Source organism: Companilactobacillus sp. y65-5, from assembly GCF_057541095.1.
Window position 1 is genome coordinate 42,311 of record NZ_BAAJOA010000002.1, and the last position, 24,672, is coordinate 66,982.

The window sequence follows — 24,672 nt, forward strand, 5'->3', positions numbered from 1 at the left end:
TATTTGACCTCCTTATTTATTCTTCATCAAAAATTTTGATTTCATCTGAATCTGCTGTAAGTGTGATGATAGCCTTACGACGTTTTGCTGTTGTACCAACATAACGACCTTGGCGCTTCTTCTTACCGGCAACATTCATGATGTTTACTTTTTTAACTTTAACACCGAAAATTTCTTCGATAGATTGTCTAACAAGTACTTTGTTTGCATCAAGTGCAACATCAAAAGTATATTTCTTGTCACTCATAGCATCCATTGAGTTTTCAGTGATAACTGGGCGAATAATTACGTCTCTTGCGCTCATTATCCAAGCACCTCCTCAATCTTAGAAAGTGCTGCTTGTGTAACAACTAACTTCTTAGCGTTAATAACGTCAAGAACGTTAACACCTTCTGGTGCAACAACTGTAACTTTATCAATGTTTCTAGCTGATAAAGCAACGTTGTCGTTACCATCTTCTACAACTACAAGAGCTTTGTCTGCATCTAACTTATTAAGTAGTTGTGCAAAGTTCTTTGTACTTGGCTTGTCGTATGAAATTGAGTCAATAACGATTAGGTTACCGTCAGCAGCTTTTTGTGAAAGTACAGACTTCAATGCCAAACGGCTAACCTTCTTAGGAAGGTGATATGAATAAGATCTTGGTGTTGGGCCGAATACGACACCACCACCTACCCATTGAGGTGATCTAATTGAACCTTGACGAGCACGACCTGTACCTTTTTGACGCCATGGCTTCTTTCCACCACCACGTACTTCAGAGCGGTTTTTAACATCATGTGTACCTTGTCTTAATGAGGCACGTTGCATGATAACTGCATCTGTGATCACGTTGTCGTTTGGTTCGATGCCAAAAATTGCATCATTTACTTCAACAGTACCGTTTTCAGCACCGCTATCTTTGTAAGCTGTGATTTTTGTCATAACTCATTTCCTCCTTCCTATTTTTGATTAGCTTTAATAGCTGTTTGAATTTTAACTAATGAATTTGTTGCTCCGGGTACATTACCCTTGATCATAATTGCATTACGATCTGTATCAACTTTAACAACAGTTAAGTTTTGTGTAGTAACACGGTTGTTACCCATACGTCCGGGAAGCATCTTACCTTTAAATACACGGTTGATGATGGCACCCATTGAACCTGCTACACGGTGATATCTAGAACCGTGAGTTTCAGGACCACGAGCTTGTCCAAATCTCTTAATGTTACCTTGCATTCCATGTCCCTTTGTAATACCTGTTACATCAACAACATCACCAGAATTAAATGAATCTACTTTAACTTCTCCACCTAATTCGTAGTCTCCCATTTCAACATCGCGGAATTCGCGAATGTAATGTTTAGGAGCTGTGTTTGCCTTATCTGCATGACCTTTGGCAGGTTTGTTTGATAGAACTTCGCGTCTATCTTCAAAACCTAGTTGAACGGCCTCATAACCGTCAGTTTCTACTGTTTTAACTTGCATAACAACGTTTGGTGTTGCTTCTACAACTGTTACGGGAACTAATTCACCGTTGTCAGTAAAAACTTGAGTCATTCCGACTTTTTTACCAAGAATTCCTTTTCTGGCCATGTTTGCACCTCCAATAATTTATTTTTAATAATTATAATTTAATTTCGATATCTACGCCTGATGGTAGATCTAACTTCATTAATGAATCAACCGTCTTTGGTGATGGATTAACGATGTCAATAAGTCTTTTATGTGTACGCATTTCGAATTGTTCTCTAGAATCCTTATGCTTATGTGGTGAACTCAACACTGTATATAATGAACGTTCTGTTGGCAAAGGAATTGGACCTGAAATCTTAGCACCAGTTCTTTTTGCTGTTTCCACAATTTTGTCAGCTGATTGATCTAGAATACGATGTTCATAAGCCTTCAAACGAATGCGAATTTTTTGACTTGCCATGGGGTTACCTCCTTTTTGTCTCTTTCAAGATGACCGGCTCCGTGAAAATATCCAACAGCCCTGCCGTGGCAAAGCGGCCGGGTGTGTCGCAACCTCTCACTTCTAAGCCGTCGATATTTATTTAAATACCTCTAAGCACATACTTCTCCTGGAAATAAGCACTCTTATAATAATACACGCCGAAGTCCTCATTATCAAGTTGTTTTTCATTTTTAATTTAAAAAAATTAACTGCACATCTCTATGCACAGATAGCCTTTAAAATCTAAAATTCAACTGAATAATTTAAGCCAAGTTGGCTTTTCATGAGAATCATTGCTGTGACAAAATGTCTGATTTTGCCTTCGGTTTTACATGATATAATATTCACCACAACATTGCACTATAAATCTAAAAAAATTGAAATTATTTTATTGGGGGATCCGTTTTGAATCAGGATAAAATATTGCGCTACAGTTTTAACTTTCAACTTGGTTTCGATTCTTTAGCAATCATACTCGCTGGACTCAAGCAACCTGCACTATTCTTCCTATTGTTGATTAACCTGCTGGTCGATTGGCCGACCCGTTTCAAGCATTTGCATCGACTCAATCTCATCGTGCAACTAATTGTACAAACCATTCTATTGCCACTATCCATTGTCCTATTGCTCAATTACTTCCATGTTAGTCTCTATGCTACTCCAGTCGTCATCTTGATTTGTCTCTATTTGCTAGTTATGTACTTACCACTCATCTATCTACTATTTCGGCAGATCAAGAACAAACTATCACAACTGCTGGTTCTTCTATATGAAGTGACCTTCCTGACCAGTGGTGCTATGACCGAGATTCTCTTTGAACATCCTGATAACATCAAGTTAAAGTTTCTCGCTGACCTTATTGGCGCCAATATGATCGGGGCTTTGATGGCCTTAATCATTATCCCCTTCACCATGTACCTTTGGGGATATGCCTTACCCAAGGTTCGCCTGGCTGCACAAGCTAACAAATGGATCGTCTTTCTTCTATTAGTATTGTCAACTTGGTACGTCATCTGGAACGCCACCGGTGACGAGAATTTCTTCAAATCATTACTTTCGTACGACTTCACTGGTTTCAAATTGACCAGCTTAAAATTTATGAATGGCCTGGAGGCTGGACTGGCTGAAGAGATCTGCTTTCGTTATGGATTACTGACTATTTTAATTGCCGCTTTCAAACGTTATCGTAATTCGCTTTGGCTGGCAGCTTTAGTCAGTAGTCTGCTATTCGGCCTAACACATTTGGTCAATCTATCCGCTGGTCAGGACCTTAGTAATACACTTACCCAAATCATAGCAGCCTTTGGAGTGGGAATTTTCTTTGCTGGACTCTACCTTTATACTGAACAGATACACTTAACGATGATCATTCATTCAGCCTTGGATATTCTCCAATTTGCTATGACTTCAGAGATAATCATGACCAATGGTATTAATCCTAGTGACTGGATAGGCATTATTATAGAAGCAATCATCTTCGTCTTGATTGGATACTTCTTAATCAGCGCCACTCAAAGGCGAGAATCTCAAATTAACGTCTTCGACTAAATTAAAAAGAGCTACAGATTTTTTTATGATCTGTAACTCTTTTTTTATGAAAAATTATCTAGGAAATCTTCTGGAACATTGGAAATAATATCTGGTTCAACTTGAAAATCACGTTTGGCAAACCAGTTGACACCAACTGAGGTTACGCCTGCATCTCGAGCACCAATCATATCACCGTCCGAATCACCTACAAAGACCGTTTCAGCCTTAGTAGCCTGATAGTGTTCCATTACTTTGAAGAGACCTTCAGGGTCAGGTTTGGACTTGACGATCTCATCATCAGTAATCACGAAGTCAAAGTATGGATTCAATCCTAATTTGTCGAGACTGATTTCTAAACTCCGTCTAGCTTTACCAGTGAACATCGCTACCGTCTTGTCACGTTGTTTTAATTGGTGAACTAAGTCGATTATTCCTTGACTGTCAGCTGACTGCATATAGTGTTCGTGTAGATCCCGATACAACCAGTAGTAAAGTTCCACCGCCTCATCAGCCACGTCCTCTGCAACTCGCTTGCGAATGATGTCGACTTCTGATGGTCCAAACAAGGCTTCGATCTCTTCATCACTCAAAGTCTCTTTATTGTAAGTATAAAATACGATCCGAAAACATTCAAAACAGAGTGGTAAGGATTGCGCCACGGTATTGTCAAAATCAAAAACGAACAAACTTTTCTTCATACAATTCCTCCAGTAAATGTCATTGCAGGTTAACGAACGTATTCGTCTGCATTACCTATACTAACAAATTCATTGGTAGCAACGCGATAGTAAAGTGCTTCATTTTGACTTAGACCCACAAAAAAAAGCAAACCCATTTTACAGGATTTGCTTTTTTTGAATATTAGAATTATTCTTCTGGGTTTCCACCATTTTTCTTGATAATGTCAGCTTGAATTGACTTAGGAACCTTCTCGTAATGATCAAATGTCATTGTGAAAGTACCACGTCCTTGTGTAGCTGAACGAAGTGTTGTAGCGTAACCGAACATTTCTGAAAGTGGAACAAATGAGTTGATAAGTTGAGCATTACCACGTGCTTCCATACCTTCAACACGACCACGACGAGCTGTAACTTGTCCCATAACATCACCTAAGTAATCTTCTGGAGTAACAATTTCAACCTTCATGATAGGTTCAAGGATTACGGCACCAGCTGACTTAGCAGCATTACGTAATGCAAGTGAAGCAGCAATCTTGAAAGCAGCTTCTGATGAATCGACTTCGTGGTATGAACCATCATACAACTTAGCCTTAACATCGATCAATGGGTATCCAGCAAGAACACCGTTTTCCATTGATTCTTTCAAGCCTTGTTCAACTGAAGGAATGTATTCACGAGGAACAACACCACCGACGATGGCATCTTCGAATTCGAAGCCTTTTCCTTCTTCATTTGGTGCAAATTCGATCCATACGTCACCGTATTGACCTTTACCACCAGATTGACGAACGAACTTACCTTGTGAACTTGTTGACTTAGTGAATGTTTCACGATAAGCAACTTGTGGTTCACCAACTTTAGCGGCAACCTTGAATTCACGTTTCATACGGTCAACCATGATATCCAAGTGCAATTCACCCATTCCGGCGATCAATGTTTCACCAGTTTCAGGATTTGTTTCTGCTTGGAAAGTAGGGTCTTCTTCAGAAAGTTTTTGGATAGCAAGATCCATCTTATCTCTATCTTCCTTAGAATCAGGTTCGATAGAAACTTGGATAACTGGATCTGGAATATCCAATGATTCAAGAATTAATGGTTCGTCAGGGTCTGTAAGTGAGTCACCAGTTGTAGTATTCTTCAAACCGATAACAGCAGCGATATCACCTGAGAAAACTTCAGGGATTTCTTTACGGTGGTTAGAATGCATTTGTAGCAAACGACCAACACGTTCACGCTTGTCTTTTGTAGCGTTAAGAACGTATGAACCTGATTCTAGTGAACCTCTATATACACGGATGTATGTTAGACGTCCAACGAATGGGTCAGTAGCGATCTTAAATGCTAGACCAGCAAATGGTTTACTATCGTCAGCAGCTAATTCTACTTGGCTGTCATCCTTAGGATTTGTAGCGTTATAAGGACGAACATCAAGTGGAGATGGTAAGTAATCAACAACAGCATCCATTAACATTTGAACACCCTTGTTCTTGAAGGCAGAACCTGCAAGTACAGGGAAGAATTTCAAGTCAATAGTTGCTTGTCTGATTGCCTTACGAAGTTCATCATTGCTAATTTCGTCACCATTTAGGTATTTTTCCATGATGTCATCATCAACATCAGCAACTGATTCAACTAATTCAGCACGTTTTGCTTTTGCTGCTTCAAGATAATCATCAGGAACATCAACTGTATCCCACTTTGTACCTAACTCATCTTCGTCATAAAGATCAGCTTTCATTTCGATCAAGTCGATAACACCTTCAAAGTTATCTTCAGCACCGATAGGCATTTGGATAGCATGAGCGTTAGCTTCTAGTCTTTCATGAAGAGTTGATACTGAGTAGTCAAAGTCAGCACCGATCTTGTCCATCTTGTTAACGAAGACGATACGAGGAACGCCGTATGTTGAAGCTTGACGCCAAACATTTTCAGTTTGTGGTTCAACACCAGATTGAGCATCAAGAACTGTAATAGCACCATCTAACACACGCAATGAACGTTCAACTTCGATTGTGAAGTCAACGTGTCCTGGAGTATCGATGATATTAATACGGTTACCTTTCCATTCAGCTGTTGTAGCAGCAGATGTAATAGTAATACCACGTTCTTGTTCTTGGGCCATCCAGTCCATTTGTGAAGCACCATCATGTGTTTCACCGATCTTATGAATCTTACCAGTATAGTACAAAATACGTTCTGTAGTTGTAGTCTTACCGGCATCGATATGAGCCATAATACCAATATTACGAGTCTCTTCTAGTGGGAATTCACGTTTATTAGCCATTAAACTTTGTTTCTCCTCTCAATTTACTGTTAATTACCAACGATAATGAGCAAATGCACGGTTAGCATCAGCCATCTTATGTGTATCTTCACGTTTCTTAACAGCTGCACCTGTGTTATTAGCTGCATCCATAATTTCATTTGCTAGACGTTGGTCCATAGTATGTTCACCACGTAGACGAGCATAACTAACGATCCAGCGAAGACCTAATGTTGTACGACGATCTGGACGTACTTCAATAGGAATTTGGTAGTTAGAACCACCGATACGGCGAGCCTTAACTTCAAGAACTGGCATTACATTGGTCATAGCTTCTTCGAAGACATCCAATGGTTCATTACCAGTCTTATCTCTAATAATATCAAATGCACGGTAGAGAATAGTTGAAGCAGTTCCTCTCTTACCATCGTACATTAAATGGTTGATCAAACGTGTAACTAATTTTGAGTTGTACATTGGATCAGGTAAAACATCACGTTTTGGAGCGCTACCTTTACGCATATTAAATTCCTCCGTTATTACTTATTTCATTGTTTGCGATTTAATTATTTCTTAGGCTTCTTAGCACCATATTTTGAACGACTTTGCATACGTCCATCAACACCGGCTGTATCTAAAGCACCACGAACAACGTGATAACGAACACCAGGTAAATCCTTTACACGTCCACCACGAACAAGAACAACACTATGCTCTTGCAAGTTGTGACCAACACCTGGGATATATGCTGTAACTTCGATAAGGTTTGATAGTCTAACACGGGCATACTTACGTAGGGCTGAGTTAGGCTTCTTAGGTGTCATTGTTCCGACACGAGTTGCTACACCACGTTTTTGTGGTGCTGGGTTCTTTGTAGCAACTTTCTTCATACTGTTGTAACCGTAGTTCAATGCAGGGGCATCAGATTTTGACCCTTGTGACTTACGGCCTTTACGTACCAATTGATTAATTGTAGGCATTCAAGGTTCCTCCTAAAAATTTAAGTACACACATCCAGGTGGTTCATAATTTTGTAAAATAATAAACCACCTAAGTGGCATACGATATGAGCTTATACTTAAACAAACTACTACTCTGCTAATAAAAGCACGTCTATTAGAATATCATCTTAAAATGAACATGTCAATGAACTATCCAAGAAAAGACTCAAATAAAATACGTAATTTAACTTGAGGTGATAAAATGACATATTTATTCTATTTAACGATATTCACGCTAGGTGCTAGCTTAGTTTCTTTTTTGACTGTTATCGCATATGATTTCCCTGAAATCACATTTCGACGCTCAAAGTGTAACAACTGTAACCTAGTTTTGCAATGGTATAAATTAATTCCGGTTTTTAGTTTTTTCTTATTAAATGGACGATGCAAAAATTGTAGAAGCAACATCCCGATACTCTACCCGCTAACAGAGACTATCGGCGGTTTATTCATGCTCCTAATAGTAACTATGAACAAAAATCTTTATATTGCTATTCCGTTAATGCTCACACTAGTCGTTTTAAGTCTGATGGATCACTTTTACGGCTACATCTATCCTGTTTTCTATCTAATAATGGTACCAGCCTTTGGATATACCTTGATCCAGCACTCGCCACTTTATTTTTTAGCTGGGTCAATAACCTATGGTGGTTTGTTTATCTTTAACTATAACTACCACGGTATCGGCTTAGGTGATATAGAGCTACTAGGTCTACTAGCCATCCTGTTTGGCTATCAAGATATTCTCAAGATCATTTTGATAGCGTGCCTACTGTGCATAGCTAATTTTTTCAGACACAAAAAAAGATCATTTAGATTTATCCCGTATATCACTGCAGCAACTGGGATCGTCTATCTGATCTCTTGATTATTATTTTGGTAGGACTTTTTGTAATTTTAACCAATTCAAACACATGCTCCACCACTTGGAATCCGCATAGTTGACGTAAGAGCTCTCACCCGGATCCTCCGTAACATGATTAGATAGTGCCAATCCGTGACGTCCAGTCGCGAACAAATGTAATTCATACGGCAAGTTCAATAGATCCATTTTTTGTGCATAGACGATTGAATTCATGACTGGCACCGTCTCATCACTCACCGTCTGCCAAATAAAAGTTGGCTTGGCATATTTTGTCAAATGCTCCTGCGACTGCCAATAAAAAATCTCTGGACTTATTTCAGTCGCGTAATCGACATCCTCCGGATATCCCATCGTCAAATCAACGACTGAGTAACTGAGAATTATTGCGCATGGATCGACACTTATCGGTTCGCCGTATATTTCTTCATACGTATCAGGATTAGTCATCAACGAATTGTAGTTGGCTACGATGTGACCTCCCGCTGAAAAGCCGATCAAAAAAACTTTGTCTAAGTCAATTTGATGAGCCTCCGCTTGGCTATGGATCCAATTCAAAGTGGCTGCTGTCTCTTGAAGTGCTAACGGATAGACAGGATTACCGTCATCAATCAACTTGTAATGTAAGACGATCGCATGGACACCCGCTGCCGCAAATTTTAAGGCAATCGGTTGTGCTTCACGGTCTGAATGAAAAGTGAAACCCCCGCCCGGAAAGATTACTACCAAAGGACGTTTAACTTCCGAAGTGAAATCGGCAATGGGATCCAACCAGTACGTATCAATACTGAATTCAACATTTTTATATAACAACTCTTGTGTATTCATAGAGAACATCTCCTTGGACTTTCATTCCAATTTGCTATAAGAAATCAATCGTCTTCAACCAGTTCATTCCCAATTCCCACCAAATTGCTACAGATTTATTCAGATGCAATTCGTTTCCTGGTTGTTGAGTGACCGGTGTGCCCAGAGACAGTCCATGTTTTCCAGAAGCAAATAAGTGCAACTCAAATGGTAATTTTAAATATTCCATCTTTTCAGCGTACAGTAGTGAGTTCTTCACTGGTACGGTTTTATCATTGACCGTTTGCCAAATAAATGCTGGTTTAGCACTGGCCGTCAGATGATCTTGTGAACGCCAATAGAACTCATTTTTAGTGACCGACATTCTATGTTCCTCCGTACGTGGGTAACCAGCTGTTAGATCAATCACTGGATAGCATAGGAAATTGGCGGCTGGCAAAACTTTGAGTTCTTCAGAAATTATTTGATTTTGTAAATTCAAATCAGTCATGATCGAATTAAAATTAGCTACTACATGCCCACCAGCTGAAAAACCGACTAAGAGCACTTTGCTCAGATCTATATGATGTCCGTCGGCCTGTGTTGATAGCCAATTTAAAGTTGTAGCTGTTTCTTGTAATGCTAGTGGATAAACTGGTCTGTCAGACTCTATTAATTGATAATGTAAAACAATCGCATGAAATCCTTCAGCGGCGAACTTTAAAGCAATTGGCTGTGCTTCTCGATCGGTTTGAAAGGTAAATCTTCCACCCGGAAAAATAATTGCGAGTGGATGCTTAACTTCAGCTTCGAAATCTTCGATTGGATTTAACCAATACGTATCGATCACGAATTCATGACCGTTGTATGTCAACGTTTGTTTCTTCAAAACATGCCTCTTTATAAAGATGTTTATACATCTATTCTAAACTTAATTATTTATTTTTACATTATATTTAATCAATAACCTTAATTAAACCATAGACGATTCGTATTGTTCACAATTTAAATAAAATTAAATCAAAATGTGAACAAAAAAGGACCTGAGCTAAAAACTCAGATCCTTTGAATAACTTATTTAATTCTAGTTGTTACTTTGTTTTGAAGCATCTTCAGCTTTCATTTGAGCTTCGATGTCTGAAATTGTATAAGCACCATTAAGCGAGTTATCAGCCATAGGACCAGTCTTCTTAGGTTCCATGTGGTTATACTTAGCCATACCTGTACCAGCAGGGATAAGTTTACCAATGATAACATTTTCCTTAAGTCCAAGAAGTGGATCGTTCTTACCTCTGATAGATGCATCAGTAAGAACTCTAGTTGTTTCCTGGAAGGAAGCAGCTGACAAGAAACTGTTAGTTTCAAGAGATGCCTTAGTAATACCAAGTAATACTGGACGTCCCGTAGCAGGGATACCGCCGCTGAACAATGTCTCACGGTTGTGATCTGTGAATTGGGAAATATCCATTAATTGACCTGGTAATACATCAGTATCACCTGGATCAAGGATTCTGATCTTACGTAGCATTTGTCTGATCATAACCTCGAAATGCTTATCAGAAATATCAACACCTTGCATACGGTAAACCTTTTGAACTTCAGCAAGTAGATAGTTTTCTGTTATTTGAACATTTGTAACCTTGATCAATTCCTTAGGATCGATTGAACCTTGTGTCAACTTACCACCACGAGTTACATGATCACCTTCGGCAACAGCAACACTGGATGTATAAGGAACACTATATGATCTAGAATCAATGCCACCTTCGACAGTGATTTCCTTAGTATGTTCTGCAGGGTTTTCGTTGATTGCTGTAATAATACCATCAACCTCAGAAATAATTGCAAGACCTTTAGGGTTTCTAGCTTCAACGATTTCTTGAACACGAGGAAGTCCTTGTGTAATATCGTCGCCACCAGCAACACCACCGGTATGGAAGTTACGCATAGTCAATTGTGTACCGGGTTCACCGATTGATTGAGCAGCAACTGTACCAACTGCCTCACCAATTTCAACTTCTTCACCAGTAGCAAGGTTACGACCGTAACATTTCTTACATACACCATGTTTTGTATCACATGTAAATGCAGAACGGATTGTTACTTCCTTAACACCAGCATCAACGATCTTTTGTGCCAAGTTTTCGTCCATAAGAACTCCACGCTCAGCCAGAACGTCACCAGTTTGAGGATCTTTAACAGTCTTTTGTGTATAACGTCCAACTAGACGGTCATACAATGGTTCGATCATATCTGTACCTTCCATGATTGAACTTACGAGAAGTCCACGGTCAGTACCACAATCTTCTTCACGAACGATAACATCTTGAGCAACATCAACCAAACGACGAGTCAAGTAACCTGAGTTGGCTGTCTTCAAAGCCGTATCAGTCATACCTTTACGAGCACCGTGGGTTGACATGAACATTTCCAAGACAGATAGTCCTTCACGGAAGTTAGAAATAACAGGGATTTCCATCATACCACCATTAGGGGCAGCCATAAGTCCACGCATACCTGCTAGCTGAGTAAAGTTTGAGATGTTACCACGGGCACCTGAGTCCGACATCATTGAGATAGGGTTTGTTGGATCAAATGAATCGATCAACAATTGTTGAATTTCATCTTTTGTGTCATTCCAAACACTGATAACACGATCATGTCGTTCATCATCAGTGATCAGACCACGACGGAATTGCTTAGAAATAGAAGCAACTTGTTTGTGGGCCTTTTCGATGATTTCAGGCTTTTCAGTCAAGTTAGGAACATCAGTAACACCAACTGTCAATCCAGAGATAGTACAGATTGTGTAACCTAATTCCTTCATATCATCAAGTAGTGATGATGTTCTTTGAACACGGTAAACCTTGAATACCTTAGCAATGATATCTGACATGTAACCACTCTTGAGTGGGTCAACTAGATCCATCTCATCGAGAAGTTTGTTGATGTCTTCACCCTTGCCTAGGAAGTACTTATCAGGAACACCGTTTTCCAAATTATCATCAGTTGGTTCATTTAAGTATGGGAAGTCTTCTGGAAGGATCTCATTGAAGATAACTTTACCAACACTAGTTAACATAACCTTATCGCGTTGGTCATCAGTAAATGGCTTAGTTGGCATTGATGAAACAGCCAAACCAATTCTTGTATGATAATGAACATCACCATTTAACAATGCAGTTTGAACTTCATTTGAATCCTTGAAGATCTTACCTTCACCAGTCATATGTCTTGTTTCGATTGTTAGGTAGTAGTTACCCAAAACAACGTCCTGTGATGGTGTAACGATAGGCTTACCATCTTTAGGAGCAAGGATATGGTGAGCAGCAAGCATCAACATACGTGCTTCAGCTTGAGCTTCGTCTGATAGAGGAACGTGGATAGCCATTTGGTCACCATCAAAATCGGCATTGTAAGCTTCACAAGCTAATGGATGTAGACGGATTGACTTACCATCAACCAATACAGGTTCAAAGGCTTGAATACCAAGTCTGTGAAGTGTAGGGGCACGGTTAAGTAGTACTGGACGTTCTTTGATCACGTCTTCTAGTACATCCCAAATATCATCATCTTGACGGTCGATCTTTCTTCTAGCGTTCTTTACGTTAGAAGCGATCTCACGTTTAACTAATTCATGCATAACGAATGGCTTGAATAATTCAAGTGCCATCTCACGTGGAAGTCCACATTGATAGAACTTCAATGTAGGACCAACATCGATAACTGAACGACCAGAGTAATCAACACGCTTACCAAGTAAGTTTTGACGGAAACGTCCTTGCTTACCTTTAAGCATATGTGAGAGTGACTTCAATGGACGGTTACCAGGTCCTGTAACAGGACGGCCACGACGACCATTATCGATCAAGGCATCGACAGCTTCTTGAAGCATTCTCTTTTCGTTTTGAACGATGATGTTTGGAGCATGTAGATCCAACAATCTCTTCAAACGGTTGTTACGGTTGATCACACGACGGTACAAGTCGTTCAAGTCAGAAGTGGCAAAACGACCACCTTCTAGTTGAACCATTGGACGTAAGTCTGGTGGGATAACAGGAATAGCTTCCATTACCATCCACTCAGGCTTGTTACCAGATTTTTGGAAAGCACTGATAATATCCAAACGTCTGATAGCACGTGTACGTTTTTGACCTTGTGCAGTCTTCAATGTTTCACGCAATTCTTTAACTTCAGAGTTCATATCGACTTTGCTGAGAAGATCTCTGATACCCTCGGCACCCATCTTGGCAACGAACTTGTTACCAAACTCTTCACGCTTCTTACGATATTCAGATTCTGTAAGTAGTTGTCTTTGTTCTAGGTCTGTTTCACCTGGATCGATAACAACATATGATGCAAAGTAAATTACTTCTTCAAGGTTTCTTGGACTCATGTCCAATACAAGTCCCATACGTGATGGGATTCCCTTGAAATACCAGATATGTGTAACTGGTGCAGCTAATTCGATGTGAGCCATACGTTCACGGCGAACCTTTGAACGAGTAACTTCAACACCACAGCGGTCACAAACAATACCCTTGTAACGGATACGTTTGTACTTTCCACAGGCACATTCCCAGTCTTTAGTTGGTCCAAAAATTCTTTCGTCGAATAGACCATCTTTTTCTGGTTTCAAAGTACGGTAGTTGATTGTTTCAGGTTTCTTAACTTCTCCATAAGACCAGCTACGAATCTTGTCAGGAGATGCCAAACCAATTTGCATACTTTCAAATTTATTAACGTCTATCAAAAGGTAACCTCCCTAAATCTAAATTATTACTATTTTTCTGATTTAGTACTTTGTGATTCGGCTGATTGTTGTTCTTCAAGCTTCTTAGCTTCTTCTTCAGCACGTTTTTGTTCTTGTTGTTTAGCAAACTTAGATAGAGCGTCAATACTTACAGTATCTTCATCTTCATCCATATCTCTAAGTTCGATTTCTTTTTGATGAGCATCGAGAACCTTCATATCAAGTCCTAGAGCTTGTAATTCTTTAACCAGAACACGGAATGATTCCGGAACACCTGGCTTAGGAATACTTTCACCCTTAACGATAGCCTCGTATGTCTTCACACGACCTACGATATCATCTGACTTGTATGTCAAGATTTCTTGAAGTGTATAAGCAGCACCATATGCTTCAAGTGCCCAAACTTCCATTTCACCAAATCTCTGTCCACCAAATTGTGCTTTACCACCAAGTGGTTGTTGAGTAACTAGTGAGTATGGTCCGATTGAACGAGCATGTAGCTTATCATCAACCATGTGGGCTAACTTCATGTAGTACATGACACCAACGGCAACACGGTTCTTGAATGGTTCACCTGTACGTCCATCATAAAGGATCGACTTACCATCTGTGTCCATATCAGCTTCTTTAACAATATCCCATAATTCATCATCTTGAACACCATCAAAAACAGGTGTAGCAACGTGAATTCCAAGTTTTCTAGCAGCCATTCCTAAGTGAAGGTCTAGAACTTGTCCGATATTCATACGTGATGGAACACCCATTGGGTTCAATAGGATATCTACTGGAGTACCATCTGGCATATATGGCATATCTTCTTGTGGCACAACGATTGAAACGGTACCTTTGTTACCATGACGTCCGGCCATCTTGTCACCAACTTGAATCTTACGTTTTTGAGCAATATAAACACGGACTAACATGTTAACACCGGGATCCAATTCGTCACCAGCTTCACGAGTGAAGACCTTGACATCTTGGATAATTCCGCCACCACCATGTGGTACACGAAGTGAAGTATCACGAACTTCACGAGCTTTTTCACCGAAAATAGCGTGTAATAGACGTTCCTCAGCTGATAGTTCAGTAACACCCTTAGGTGTGACTTTACCAACTAAGATGTCGCCATCACGAACTTCAGCACCGATTCTGATGATACCGAACTCATCAAGATCCTTGAGTGATTCTTCACCAACGTTAGGAATCTCACGTGTAATCTCTTCAGGTCCAAGTTTTGTATCACGTGCTTCTGATTCATACTCTTCGATATGGATTGAAGTATAAGCATCTTCACGAACAAGTTTTTCTGATAGTACGATAGCATCTTCGTAGTTGTACATGTTCCATGTCATGAAGGCAATCAATGGATTTTGACCTAGAGCCAATTCTCCACCTTCCATAGCAGGACCATCAGCAATGATGTCACCCTTAGCAACTTCTTCGCCTTTACGTATGATAGGTCTTTGGTTATAACTCTTACCATTATTTGAACGACGGAATTTTGTAACTTTGTATTCATCGATCGTACCGTCATCATCACGCTTAATAGTGATCTTCTTAGCGTCAACGTATTCAGCAGTACCGGCGTGTTTTGCAAGCAAAGCAGCACCAGAATCATGAGCGGCGATATATTCCATACTTGTACCAACTAGTGGTGCGTGTGGATTGATCAATGGAACAGCTTGACGTTGCATGTTGGCACCCATCAAGGCACGGTTGGAGTCATCGTTTTCCAAGAAAGGAATACATGCTGTGGCAACAGAAACAACTTGCTTAGGTGAAACGTCCATGTAATCGACTTTTTCAGGTGTTGTTTCAATATTGTCATCCTTGTGACGAGCCAAAATCGTGTTATCAACAAATGAACCGTCATCATTCAGAAGTGTATTAGCCTGAGCAACGATATAATTATCTTCTTCATCGGCTGTTAAGTAGTCGATCTTATCAGTAACTTTATGTGTATCCCATGAAACACGACGATATGGTGTTTCGATGAAACCATACTTGTTAATGATGGCATAACTAGCCAAGTTATTAATAAGTCCGATATTAGGTCCTTCAGGAGTTTCAATCGGGCACATACGACCATAGTGAGTATAGTGAACGTCACGGACTTCATATCCGGCACGATCACGAGTCAAACCACCAGGTCCAAGAGCAGATAGACGACGCTTGTGTTCTAGCTCACCAAGTGGATTAGTCTGATCCATGAATTGTGACAATTGTGATGAACCAAAGAATTCCTTGATTGAAGCTACAACTGGTCTAATATTGATCAATTGTTGAGGTGTAACAGTTGATGAGTCTTGAATTGACATTCTTTCACGTACAACACGTTCCATACGTGACAAACCAATACGGAATTGGTTTTGAAGTAATTCACCGACTGAACGAATACGACGATTACCCAAGTGATCGATATCATCGGTTGTACCGATTTCTTCTCTAAGGTTCAAGAAGTAATTGATACCAGCCAAAATATCAGCAGGTTGGATCGTACGAACGTGTTCGTCAATATGACCATTGCCGATCAAGTTAACGACTTTTTCGTTATCGCTCTCTGAGTAGATCTTGATTGTTTGAATTGTAATAGGGTCAGTCAAGACACCTTCGTCAGATGGTTGAAGTGTAACCGTCTTGAAGTCATCACGATCTAAGTATGGGCTAAGTTTGCTCATAGCATCGCGGTCTAAGACTGTATCCTTAGCTAAGACTACTTCACCTGTATCAGGATCAGCTAATGTTTCAGCCAATGTCTTGTTTAATAATCTTGTTTTAATGTTGAGCTTCTTATTGACCTTGTAACGACCAACAGGAGCCATGTCATATCTACGTGGGTCAAAGAATCTAGCATATAGCAATGAACGAGAACTATCTGCTGTCTTTGGTTCACCGGGGCGGAGTCTTTCATAGATGTCCTTCAAGGCTTCTTCAACACGTGAATCAGTTGCTTCCTTATGTACATCTTTTTCAAGAGTAAGGTTCAATGTGTCGTTTTCACCAAAGATGTCTAAGATTTCAGAATCAGCACCAAAACCTAATGCTCTGATCAATTCAGAGATAGGTAATTTTCTAGTTCTGTCGATTCTTACATATCCAAGACCTTTTGCGTCTGTTTCGAATTCTAACCAAGCACCACGGTTAGGGATAACAGTTGTACCATAGTTGATACGACCATTCTTATCAGTATCTGCATTGTAATAAATACCAGGTGAACGTACTAATTGAGAAACAATAACACGTTCGGCACCATTAATAATGAAAGTACCTTGTTCTGTCATCAATGGGAAGTCGCCGAAGAAGACATCTTGTGTCTTGATTTCGCCAGTTTCATGATTAGTTAACTTCAAAGTGACATGTAATGGTGCTGAATAATTAGCATCATGTTGTCTTGCTTCTTCAACAGTATATTTTGGTTCTAATAATTTGTAGCCAACATATTCCAATGAAAGATTTCCAGCAAAGTCATCGATAGGCATAATGTCATCAAACATATCTTTTAGTCCTTCATCTAAGAACCAATTATAAGAATCTGTTTGTATGTCTATTAAATTTGGCAGTGGAAGTACTTCCTTGATCTTTGCATAACTACGACGAACACGGTGTGCACCATAATTAACGTTATGATAAGTCAAATTTTTCACCTCAACATATAATTTGTTCAAAACATAAAGCTCTGCCAATATTACAATTGTGTTACAAATTGTAAGAAAACGCTTAAAAAAACGGTTTTTAGGCAAAAAAAAACCAAAAATAGAACCAAATCTATTTTTGCTTTTTTATTATACGGCATAACCACGGACAATAGATCGTGGCTTACGTTTTGAACTTTAAATCTCATAGAAATATACTACTCGGAATCATTATATTTGTCAATAGTCAAGACTAAACTTTAATGAGTTAATGATTTACCGACTTTTTTAACTTTCTTCTCAGCAACAGTAATATTTAATTTACCTTGCTTAGAACCAACCTTGATCGTATCTCCTTCACTGATCTTACTCATCAAGAGTAGCTCACTGACTGGATCTTCGATCTCACGTTGGATCGTTCTTCTCATTGGACGAGCACCATATTCTGGGTTGTAGCCATCCTTAACTAAGTCACTGTATGCGGATGGTGAAATAACCAGCTTGATGTTTCTCTCGTTGAGACGTTTGCTCAAATTATTGCTCATGATCTTAGCAATAGCTTTGAGTTGATCTTTATCCAATGACTTAAAGATGATCGTTTCGTCAACACGATTCAAGAATTCTGGTCTGAAGAACTTCTTCAATTCAGCATTGATACGTTCTTGCATTTCCTTGTAATCATCATGAACGTCTTTCGCACCGAAACCAACTGACTTGTCATCTTGGAGTGAACGAGCACCTAAGTTTGATGTCATGATGATGATAGTGTTACGGAAGTCGACTTTACGACCTTTAGCATCTGTCAAAATACCATCGTCTAATACTTGAAGTAGTAAGTTGAAGACATCAGGATGAGCCTTTTCAACTTCATCAAGCAAGATTACAGAGTAAGGTTCATTTCTGACTTTTTCAGTCAATTGACCACCTTCGTCAAAACCAACATAACCGGGAGCTGAACCGATCAACTTAGAAGTACTATATTGTTCCATGTATTCAGACATATCAACACGAATCAAATTATCTTCTGATCCAAACATTACTTCAGCAATTGACTTAGCAAGTTCAGTCTTACCTACACCAGTTGGTCCTAAGAACATAAATGAACCGATTGGACGGTTAGGATCCTTCATACCACTTCTAGCACGGCGGATAGCACGTGATACCGCACCGATAGCGTCATTTTGTCCAACAACACGCTTATGGAGTTCACGTTCAAGATTGAGTAGTCGTTCACTTTCTTTACGAGTGATCTGTTTAACCGGCACACCCGTCCACTCTGCAATGATCTCGGCGATATCATCAACTTCAACAACTGGTTTTTTAGTTCTACCGCTATCTTGATCATCTTTGATCTTAGCGATTTTTTCTTGAACATCTTGTTCATGTTCACGAATTTGAGCTGCTTTTTCGAAGTCTTGGTCCAAAATAGCATCGTTCTTATCATTGATGAGTTTCATTGATTCGTTAGTCAATTTTTCAAGATCGTTATTCTTCGATACATTGTGGATACGAACTTTGGCAGATGCCTCGTCCATCAAATCGATCGCCTTATCTGGCAAGAAACGATTAGTTAAGTAACGCGATGACAATTTAACCGCTGCTTGGATCGCTTCATCAGAAATAGTCAAACCGTGATGTTGTTCGTATCTTGGACGTAGCCCTTCAAGAATTTTGACGGACTCCTCTTCAGAAGGTTCTTCGATATGAACTTGAGCAAAACGACGTTCAAGTGCAGTGTCTTTTTCGATGTACTTTTGATATTCATTCAAAGTAGTAGCACCGATCAATTGCAATTCACCACGAGCTAGAGCGGGCTTCAAAATATTTGAAGCATCAATAGCTCCTTCGGCACCACCGGCACCGATCAAGGTATGCAATTCATCAATAAATAAAATAACATGCTTGTCTTTGTAAATTTCTTCAATGATCTTCTTCAATCTATCTTCAAACTCACCACGATATTTCGTACCGGCAACTAATGAGCCCATGTCCAACATCATGATTCGCTTGTTTTGCATATCCAGCGGTACTTCTTTAGCAACGATGGCATTAGCTAAGCCTTCAGCGATAGCTGTTTTACCAACACCTGGTTCACCGACTAGAACTGGATTGTTCTTAGTTCTACGACTGAGGATTTGAATCGTACGTTCAACTTCTTTCTCACGACCGATAACTGGGTCGATTTGATTCTCCGCTGCGATCTTAGTTAGGTCACGAGCTAATGAATCGAGTGTCGGTGTCCCTGCTACTTCTTTTTTCTTTTGAGATTGTCCGATTCCTCGACGAGTTGTCTTGTTAGACATCCCCATCTTGTTGAGTAACAAACTCTTAGTCTTAGTCAAACTCAATCCCAAATTAGATAAAATACGATTTGCTAAATTATCAGCATCGTCTAAGATAGCCAGTAGGATATGTTCAGTACCAATACGACTAGTATTGTACTGGTTAGAAATCTCCTCGGAACTAGCAAGAATCGTTTGTCCCTTAGGAGAATAAGGAAGATAAATCCCCTTGGCGGTATTAGAGGAGACATCACCGTAGCCAGTCAAATGTTCGATCTCTTCTTTGACATCGTTATCGCTGACGGCAAGATCTCTTAAAGTAATACCGGCAATACCATCATTTTCCATGGTCAAACCTAATAGAATATGTTCGGTACCAACGGCATTATGATGAAATGATTTGGCCTGATCTTGGGCCAAAACGAGTGCGTTCTTTGCGCTTTCGGTAAATACTTTGTCCATGATAACTACCTCGACTTATAAATTCTTTAGTGTAGAAAGTATAATTCTGTTGTGTAAAAATGCAAGTGATTAAACTCAATTATAATGTAAATCACCAATCCCACAAAAAAGTTTGGTTTCTATCTTAACATTATTATAAATTTTTTTGTACTAAAGTTGCTTATTTTCCAATAATTAACTTTCTGTCACTATTATCCCACAATCTACACTTTCACATTACAAAAGAGCACAAACAAAAGAGATCACTTACTTAAAAAGTAAATGATCTCTCTTTATTATGAATCGGGAAAACAAGATTTGAACTTGCGACCTCCGCGTCCCGAACACGGCGCTCTACCAAGCTGAGCTATTTCCCGATTAACTCTTAAAAATAAAAAAAAGCGGAAGACGGGATTCGAACCCGCGACCCCCACCATGGCAAGGTGATGTTCTACCACTGAACTACTTCCGCATAATGCCGACTAGAGGATTCGAACCTCCGACCCCCTGTTTACAAGACAGATGCTCTGCCAACTGAGCTAAGTCGGCATCAGTATAACACTATTTATATAATTAATTCAATACGTAAATATCGAAATACGGGTGAAAGGACTTGAACCTTCATGTCCATAGGACACTAGAACCTAAATCTAGCGCGTCTGCCAATTCCGCCACACCCGCAAAGTGTCAATGATGCTGTAACCACTAAACTTAATAAAAAGTTTAATGGAGGATACAGGGATCGAACCTGTGACCTCCTGCTTGTAAGGCAGATGCTCTCCCAGCTGAGCTAATCCTCCATGTGTCTTGTAACAAACAACTATATTATTATACCTAAAACAAATAAAAAAAGTCAACGAAAAATCGTCAACTTTTTATTTATTTTAACCGTATTCAAAAATAATATGATATTTGAATCAAACAGTTTATTCAGGATTATTAGAATTATCTTCTGGTTTCATAGTTGGGAAGAGCACAACATCACGGATAGTTGGTGCATCTGTTAGCAACATTACCAAACGATCGATTCCGATTCCCAATCCACCTGTTGGAGGCATACCGTATTCCAATGCTTCAACGTAATCTTCGTCGATACCTTCAGCCTCATCATTACCTTCACTTCTTTCAGCAACTTGAGCTTCAAATCTCTGACGTTGATCGATTGGATCATTCAACTCAGTAAAGGCATTACCGTATTCATGACCTAAGATGTACAATTCGAAACGGTCAGTGAAACGTGGATCTTTCTTGTTCTTTTTAGCAAGTGGTGAAACCTCGATCGGATAACCATAAATAAATGTAGGTTCCTTGATCTCATCTTCGACGAAAGTTTCGAAGAATTCACTGATGATGTGTCCAACTTGCCAATATTTCTCGTAGTGAACATGATTATCGTCAGCCAACTTACGAGCTTCTTCCAAAGTCATCTCTTGTGTGAAATCAATGCCAGTCTTTTCTTTGATGGCGTCAACCATTGATACACGTTTGAATGGCTTGCCTAGGTCAACATTTTCACCTTGATAAGTGATCTCAGTCTTCCCTAGAGCCTTTTCAGCCGCATGTCTGATGATACCTTCTGTTTCGTCCATAACGTCATTGAAATCAAAATAAGCTACGTATGTTTCCAGTGAAGTAAACTCTGGACTGTGTTGTGTGTCTAGTCCTTCGTTACGGAAAACACGGCCGATTTCATAAACACGTTCATAGCCACCAACGACCAAGCGCTTCAAGTGTAGCTCCAAAGCGATTCTTAGATACATATCTTCACCTAATGCGTTGTAGTGCGTGATAAATGGCTTAGCATTAGCACCACCAGCTTGTGGGTTCAATGTAGGTGTTTCAACTTCAAGGAAGCCTTCGCCGTCTAAGTATTCACGAATAGCTGAAATGATCTTTGAACGTTTGATGAAACGATCAAAACTATCATCGTTAGCGATCAAGTCTAAATATCTTTGACGATATTTTTGTTCAACATTAGTCAAACCGTGGAACTTGTCAGGTAATGGACGTAGGGCTTTGGATAACATTGTCACCTTAGTGGCCTTAACTGTTAATTCACCCATATCAGTCTTCATTACGTGACCTTCGATACCTAGGTGATCACCTAAATCAGAACGCTTGAAAATATGATAATTTTCTTCGCCAACTTCGTCTTTACGAACATAAATTTGAATCTTGCCACTTCTATCTTTGATATCAGCGAATCCAACTTTACCCTTACCACGCTTAGTCATCATACGACCAGCGATAATAACTGGTGTGTTTTGTTCTTCAAGAACTTCCTTGTCCTCTTCACTATATTTACCTTGAAGGTCAGCTGTTAGATCGGTTCTAACAAAACGTGAACCATATGGATCTACACCTTCATCATATAATTCAGCTAATTTTTCGCGACGAACTCTTAACTGATCATTCATTTCTTTTCCTTGCTTATTCTTTTGGTTTCCCAAACTGTTGTCCCCCGTTCTATGAAATTCTAGAAGATCTAGCTTCTCTTTTTTCGTAACTTTCAACGAAATTATTTAATATGTCGAATACTTCTTTCATAGTATCGACTTGCATAACTTGTGCGCGTGCTCGAACGGCATGAGGAATACCCTTCAAATAGTATGCAGCTTGTTGACGGAATTCTGGAACGCCGACGTGCTCACCCTTTAAGTCTACCAGACGTTCGAGTTGAAGTTTAGCTATATTCACTTTTTCTCTAACAGTTGGTTCAGGTAAGAGATCCCCTGTCTCGATGTAATGCTCCATTGCATTGAGTTTCCATAGATTACCAAGGACTGCGCGTCCGACCATTGCTGCGTCAGCACCGACTTCCTCGATCATGAATTTAGCATCTTGTGGGGTCTTGATATCTCCATTTCCCATAAAAGGAATAGTCAATTTTTGAGCAACTTCATGCAAAATATCCCAGTTTGCATGTCCCATATAAAATTGTTCTCTAGTTCTACCGTGCATTGCAATGGCTGAAGCACCCGCTTCTTGGGCAGCTAGTGCATTCTCTACCGCGTACAAATGATCATCATCCCAGCCGGTTCTCATTTTGACTGTGACTGGTTTGTCAATGGCTGTACTTACAGCATTTACCATCTCGTAGACCTTATCTGGGTCTAACAACCAACGTGAACCAGCATCAGTTTTGACTACTTTTTTAACTGGACAACCCATGTTGATATCGATAATATCAGCGGCTGTATTTTCGGCAACAAACTTAGCAGCGTTAACAAGTGATTCCTTGCTTCCACCAAAAATTTGAATACTTACTGGATGCTCTTTTGGATCAACAAATAACATATTCATTGTTTTTTCGTTATGATACTTGATACCTTGATCACTGATCATTTCACAAACCACTAAACCAGCACCGAATTCACGGGCTGTTAATCTGAATGACGCGTTAGTAATGCCGGCCATTGGTGCAACAACTATCTGATTAGGGATCGTTATGTTGCCTATTTTCCATTCCATATTGTTTACCTCGATAGGAGTTTCTTACGTTTTTATTTACAACTTGTCATGATAACAAATTTTACAATTATTTGGCAAACATCATTACTTATTTTCAGAAATTATGTTCTGCAAATCTGATTCACTGAATTGATATTTATTACCACAGAACTTGCAAACTGCTTCTGCTCCATGATTTTCATCGATCATTGCTTGTAATTCATCTGTGGCCAAAGTTGCCAAAGATTTTTCGAATTTTTCCTTCGAGCAATCACACTTGAATTGAACCGGCATATTATCAAGAATTTTCATCTCGACACCATTCATCAACTTATTCATTGCTTCTTCGTTACTCAACCCTTCATTCAACAAGGTTGAATAGTTTGGAACGATTTTCAGATTGTTCTCGATCTTATCGATGTCAGCATCGCCAGCTCCGGGTAAGGTTTGGATCAAGAAGCCACCCGCAGCTCCAACGGTCTCATTAGGTTGAACGAATACCGAAACTCCAATGGCTGAGGGAATTTGCTCTGACTTAGCCATATAGTAAGTGAAGTCCATCCCGATCTCTCCAGATACTAATGGAACTTGTCCAGAAAATGGTTCTTTCAAATGCAAGTCTTTAGTAATACTCAAGATACCTTTAGTTCCGACAGCACCTTTAACATCAATATGGTGATCGTCATTGAGCGGTAAACTGACATGATTATTTTGGATATAACCTTTGACATCCCCTTGGGCATTAGCATCAACGACGATGGCACCAGCTGGTCCATCACCAACGATCCTAGTCGTCAAAACTTCATCTTCTTTCAAAGTCGATGTGGCGACCAAAATTGAACCAACAATCGTACGTCCCAATGCTGCAGTGGAATTACTCCAAGTATCGTGTCGCTTTTGAGCTTCAGACACGGTTTCAGTAGCATTGACTACATAGACTCTAAAACTACCGTCTTTTGAAACAGCCTTAGTTAAAATATCAGACATTTTATATTTTCCTTTCATTTACGAAGAAAAACTGAGACAAAACATAGTTTTGTCTCAGCTCCTCAGT

At 39.6% G+C, this 24,672-nt stretch carries 18 protein-coding genes and 5 tRNA genes; 2 read left to right on the plus strand and 21 right to left on the minus strand.

From position 1 onward, the window contains the following. Positions 1 to 16: 16 nt before the first annotated feature. The 4 genes from rplW to rpsJ are packed head-to-tail and all read right to left on the minus strand — an operon-like array spanning position 17 to position 1,917. Positions 17 to 304 carry a 50S ribosomal protein L23 gene (gene rplW / locus AC27FM_RS04165; protein WP_487086167.1) on the minus strand — a complete coding sequence of 96 codons (288 nt, stop codon included), beginning with the start codon at positions 302 to 304 and terminating at the stop codon, positions 17 to 19. Beyond that, a complete protein-coding gene (gene rplD, locus AC27FM_RS04170; protein WP_487086169.1) occupies positions 304 to 924 on the minus strand; it encodes a 50S ribosomal protein L4 in 621 nt (206 codons plus the stop codon). Before rplD ends, rplW begins: the two co-directional genes overlap by 1 nt. Positions 925 to 941: 17 nt before the next feature. Further along, the gene (gene rplC / locus AC27FM_RS04175; RefSeq protein ID WP_487086171.1) at positions 942 to 1,577 is read right to left on the minus strand and encodes a 50S ribosomal protein L3; all 636 of its coding nucleotides are present in this window, start codon (positions 1,575 to 1,577) and stop codon (positions 942 to 944) included. A gap of 31 nt (positions 1,578 to 1,608) precedes the next feature. Beyond that, the gene (gene rpsJ, locus AC27FM_RS04180; RefSeq protein WP_025023858.1) at positions 1,609 to 1,917 is read right to left on the minus strand and encodes a 30S ribosomal protein S10; all 309 of its coding nucleotides are present in this window, start codon (positions 1,915 to 1,917) and stop codon (positions 1,609 to 1,611) included. Between the two features lie 426 nt (positions 1,918 to 2,343). Between rpsJ and AC27FM_RS04185 the strand changes: the two genes are divergently transcribed. Continuing rightward, the gene (locus AC27FM_RS04185; RefSeq protein ID WP_487086173.1) at positions 2,344 to 3,486 is read left to right on the plus strand and encodes a CPBP family intramembrane glutamic endopeptidase; all 1,143 of its coding nucleotides are present in this window, start codon (positions 2,344 to 2,346) and stop codon (positions 3,484 to 3,486) included. A gap of 44 nt (positions 3,487 to 3,530) precedes the next feature. Here AC27FM_RS04185 and AC27FM_RS04190 read toward each other — a convergent pair whose 3' ends face one another. The 4 genes from AC27FM_RS04190 to rpsL form a co-directional block, all read right to left on the minus strand. Next, positions 3,531 to 4,166, minus strand: a complete 636-nt coding sequence (locus AC27FM_RS04190; protein ID WP_487086175.1) for an HAD family hydrolase — start codon at positions 4,164 to 4,166, stop codon at positions 3,531 to 3,533. Positions 4,167 to 4,335: 169 nt separating this feature from the next. Beyond that, positions 4,336 to 6,432 (minus strand): elongation factor G, encoded by a 2,097-nt coding sequence (gene fusA, locus AC27FM_RS04195; RefSeq protein ID WP_487086176.1) that lies wholly within the window; start codon positions 6,430 to 6,432, stop codon positions 4,336 to 4,338. 33 nt (positions 6,433 to 6,465) lie between these two features. After that, on the minus strand, positions 6,466 to 6,933 hold the full coding sequence (rpsG, locus tag AC27FM_RS04200) for a 30S ribosomal protein S7 (protein WP_487086177.1): 468 nt from the start codon (positions 6,931 to 6,933) through the stop codon (positions 6,466 to 6,468). Positions 6,934 to 6,977: 44 nt separating this feature from the next. Then, positions 6,978 to 7,391 (minus strand): 30S ribosomal protein S12, encoded by a 414-nt coding sequence (gene rpsL, locus AC27FM_RS04205; RefSeq protein WP_487086178.1) that lies wholly within the window; start codon positions 7,389 to 7,391, stop codon positions 6,978 to 6,980. A gap of 223 nt (positions 7,392 to 7,614) precedes the next feature. On the opposite strand from rpsL, the gene AC27FM_RS04210 reads away from it, so the two are divergent. Next, on the plus strand, positions 7,615 to 8,280 hold the full coding sequence (locus AC27FM_RS04210) for a prepilin peptidase (RefSeq protein ID WP_487086179.1): 666 nt from the start codon (positions 7,615 to 7,617) through the stop codon (positions 8,278 to 8,280). Positions 8,281 to 8,283: 3 nt separating this feature from the next. Here AC27FM_RS04210 and AC27FM_RS04215 read toward each other — a convergent pair whose 3' ends face one another. From AC27FM_RS04215 to hslO, 13 genes are all read right to left on the minus strand, one after another. Beyond that, on the minus strand, positions 8,284 to 9,102 hold the full coding sequence (locus tag AC27FM_RS04215) for an alpha/beta hydrolase (RefSeq protein ID WP_487086180.1): 819 nt from the start codon (positions 9,100 to 9,102) through the stop codon (positions 8,284 to 8,286). Positions 9,103 to 9,136: 34 nt separating this feature from the next. Next, a complete protein-coding gene (locus AC27FM_RS04220) occupies positions 9,137 to 9,949 on the minus strand; it encodes an alpha/beta hydrolase (protein WP_487086181.1) in 813 nt (270 codons plus the stop codon). A 195-nt stretch (positions 9,950 to 10,144) separates the two neighbouring features. Then, positions 10,145 to 13,813: a DNA-directed RNA polymerase subunit beta' gene (rpoC, locus tag AC27FM_RS04225; RefSeq protein ID WP_487086182.1), complete on the minus strand. Its 3,669-nt coding sequence runs from the start codon at positions 13,811 to 13,813 to the stop codon at positions 10,145 to 10,147. A 29-nt stretch (positions 13,814 to 13,842) separates the two neighbouring features. Continuing rightward, positions 13,843 to 17,448, minus strand: coding sequence for a DNA-directed RNA polymerase subunit beta (gene rpoB, locus AC27FM_RS04230; RefSeq protein WP_487086183.1), 3,606 nt, complete (start codon positions 17,446 to 17,448; stop codon positions 13,843 to 13,845). A 257-nt stretch (positions 17,449 to 17,705) separates the two neighbouring features. After that, positions 17,706 to 20,189 (minus strand): ATP-dependent Clp protease ATP-binding subunit, encoded by a 2,484-nt coding sequence (locus tag AC27FM_RS04235; RefSeq protein ID WP_487086184.1) that lies wholly within the window; start codon positions 20,187 to 20,189, stop codon positions 17,706 to 17,708. A gap of 282 nt (positions 20,190 to 20,471) precedes the next feature. After that, positions 20,472 to 20,545, minus strand: a tRNA-Pro gene (locus AC27FM_RS04240). A 23-nt stretch (positions 20,546 to 20,568) separates the two neighbouring features. Next, a tRNA-Gly gene (locus AC27FM_RS04245) sits at positions 20,569 to 20,640 on the minus strand. Positions 20,641 to 20,644: 4 nt separating this feature from the next. Next, positions 20,645 to 20,717: transfer RNA gene (locus AC27FM_RS04250), tRNA-Thr, on the minus strand. A gap of 49 nt (positions 20,718 to 20,766) precedes the next feature. Then, positions 20,767 to 20,849 (minus strand) — tRNA-Leu (locus AC27FM_RS04255). A 46-nt stretch (positions 20,850 to 20,895) separates the two neighbouring features. After that, a tRNA-Val gene (locus tag AC27FM_RS04260) sits at positions 20,896 to 20,968 on the minus strand. 126 nt (positions 20,969 to 21,094) lie between these two features. Continuing rightward, a complete protein-coding gene (gene lysS / locus AC27FM_RS04265; protein WP_487086872.1) occupies positions 21,095 to 22,585 on the minus strand; it encodes a lysine--tRNA ligase in 1,491 nt (496 codons plus the stop codon). 49 nt (positions 22,586 to 22,634) lie between these two features. After that, a complete protein-coding gene (gene dusB / locus AC27FM_RS04270) occupies positions 22,635 to 23,639 on the minus strand; it encodes a tRNA dihydrouridine synthase DusB (protein ID WP_487086186.1) in 1,005 nt (334 codons plus the stop codon). Between the two features lie 84 nt (positions 23,640 to 23,723). Beyond that, positions 23,724 to 24,605 (minus strand): Hsp33 family molecular chaperone HslO, encoded by an 882-nt coding sequence (gene hslO / locus AC27FM_RS04275; RefSeq protein ID WP_487086187.1) that lies wholly within the window; start codon positions 24,603 to 24,605, stop codon positions 23,724 to 23,726. Positions 24,606 to 24,672: the final 67 nt, after the last annotated feature.

Bases quoted from the DNA above. Each gene is read 5' to 3' on its own strand.
- rplW (WP_487086167.1), bottom strand. From the start codon at position 304: ATGAGCGCAAGAGACGTAATTATTCGCCCAGTTATCACTGAAAACTCA.
- rplD (WP_487086169.1), bottom strand. From the start codon at position 924: ATGACAAAAATCACAGCTTACAAAGATAGCGGTGCTGAAAACGGTACT.
- rplC (WP_487086171.1), bottom strand. From the start codon at position 1,577: ATGGCCAGAAAAGGAATTCTTGGTAAAAAAGTCGGAATGACTCAAGTT.
- rpsJ (WP_025023858.1), bottom strand. From the start codon at position 1,917: ATGGCAAGTCAAAAAATTCGCATTCGTTTGAAGGCTTATGAACATCGT.
- AC27FM_RS04190 (WP_487086175.1), bottom strand. From the start codon at position 4,166: ATGAAGAAAAGTTTGTTCGTTTTTGATTTTGACAATACCGTGGCGCAA.
- fusA (WP_487086176.1), bottom strand. From the start codon at position 6,432: ATGGCTAATAAACGTGAATTCCCACTAGAAGAGACTCGTAATATTGGT.
- rpsG (WP_487086177.1), bottom strand. From the start codon at position 6,933: ATGCGTAAAGGTAGCGCTCCAAAACGTGATGTTTTACCTGATCCAATG.
- rpsL (WP_487086178.1), bottom strand. From the start codon at position 7,391: ATGCCTACAATTAATCAATTGGTACGTAAAGGCCGTAAGTCACAAGGG.
- AC27FM_RS04210 (WP_487086179.1), top strand. From the start codon at position 7,615: ATGACATATTTATTCTATTTAACGATATTCACGCTAGGTGCTAGCTTA.
- AC27FM_RS04215 (WP_487086180.1), bottom strand. From the start codon at position 9,102: ATGAATACACAAGAGTTGTTATATAAAAATGTTGAATTCAGTATTGAT.
- AC27FM_RS04235 (WP_487086184.1), bottom strand. From the start codon at position 20,189: ATGGACAAAGTATTTACCGAAAGCGCAAAGAACGCACTCGTTTTGGCC.
- lysS (WP_487086872.1), bottom strand. From the start codon at position 22,585: ATGAATGATCAGTTAAGAGTTCGTCGCGAAAAATTAGCTGAATTATAT.
- dusB (WP_487086186.1), bottom strand. From the start codon at position 23,639: ATGGAATGGAAAATAGGCAACATAACGATCCCTAATCAGATAGTTGTT.
- hslO (WP_487086187.1), bottom strand. From the start codon at position 24,605: ATGTCTGATATTTTAACTAAGGCTGTTTCAAAAGACGGTAGTTTTAGA.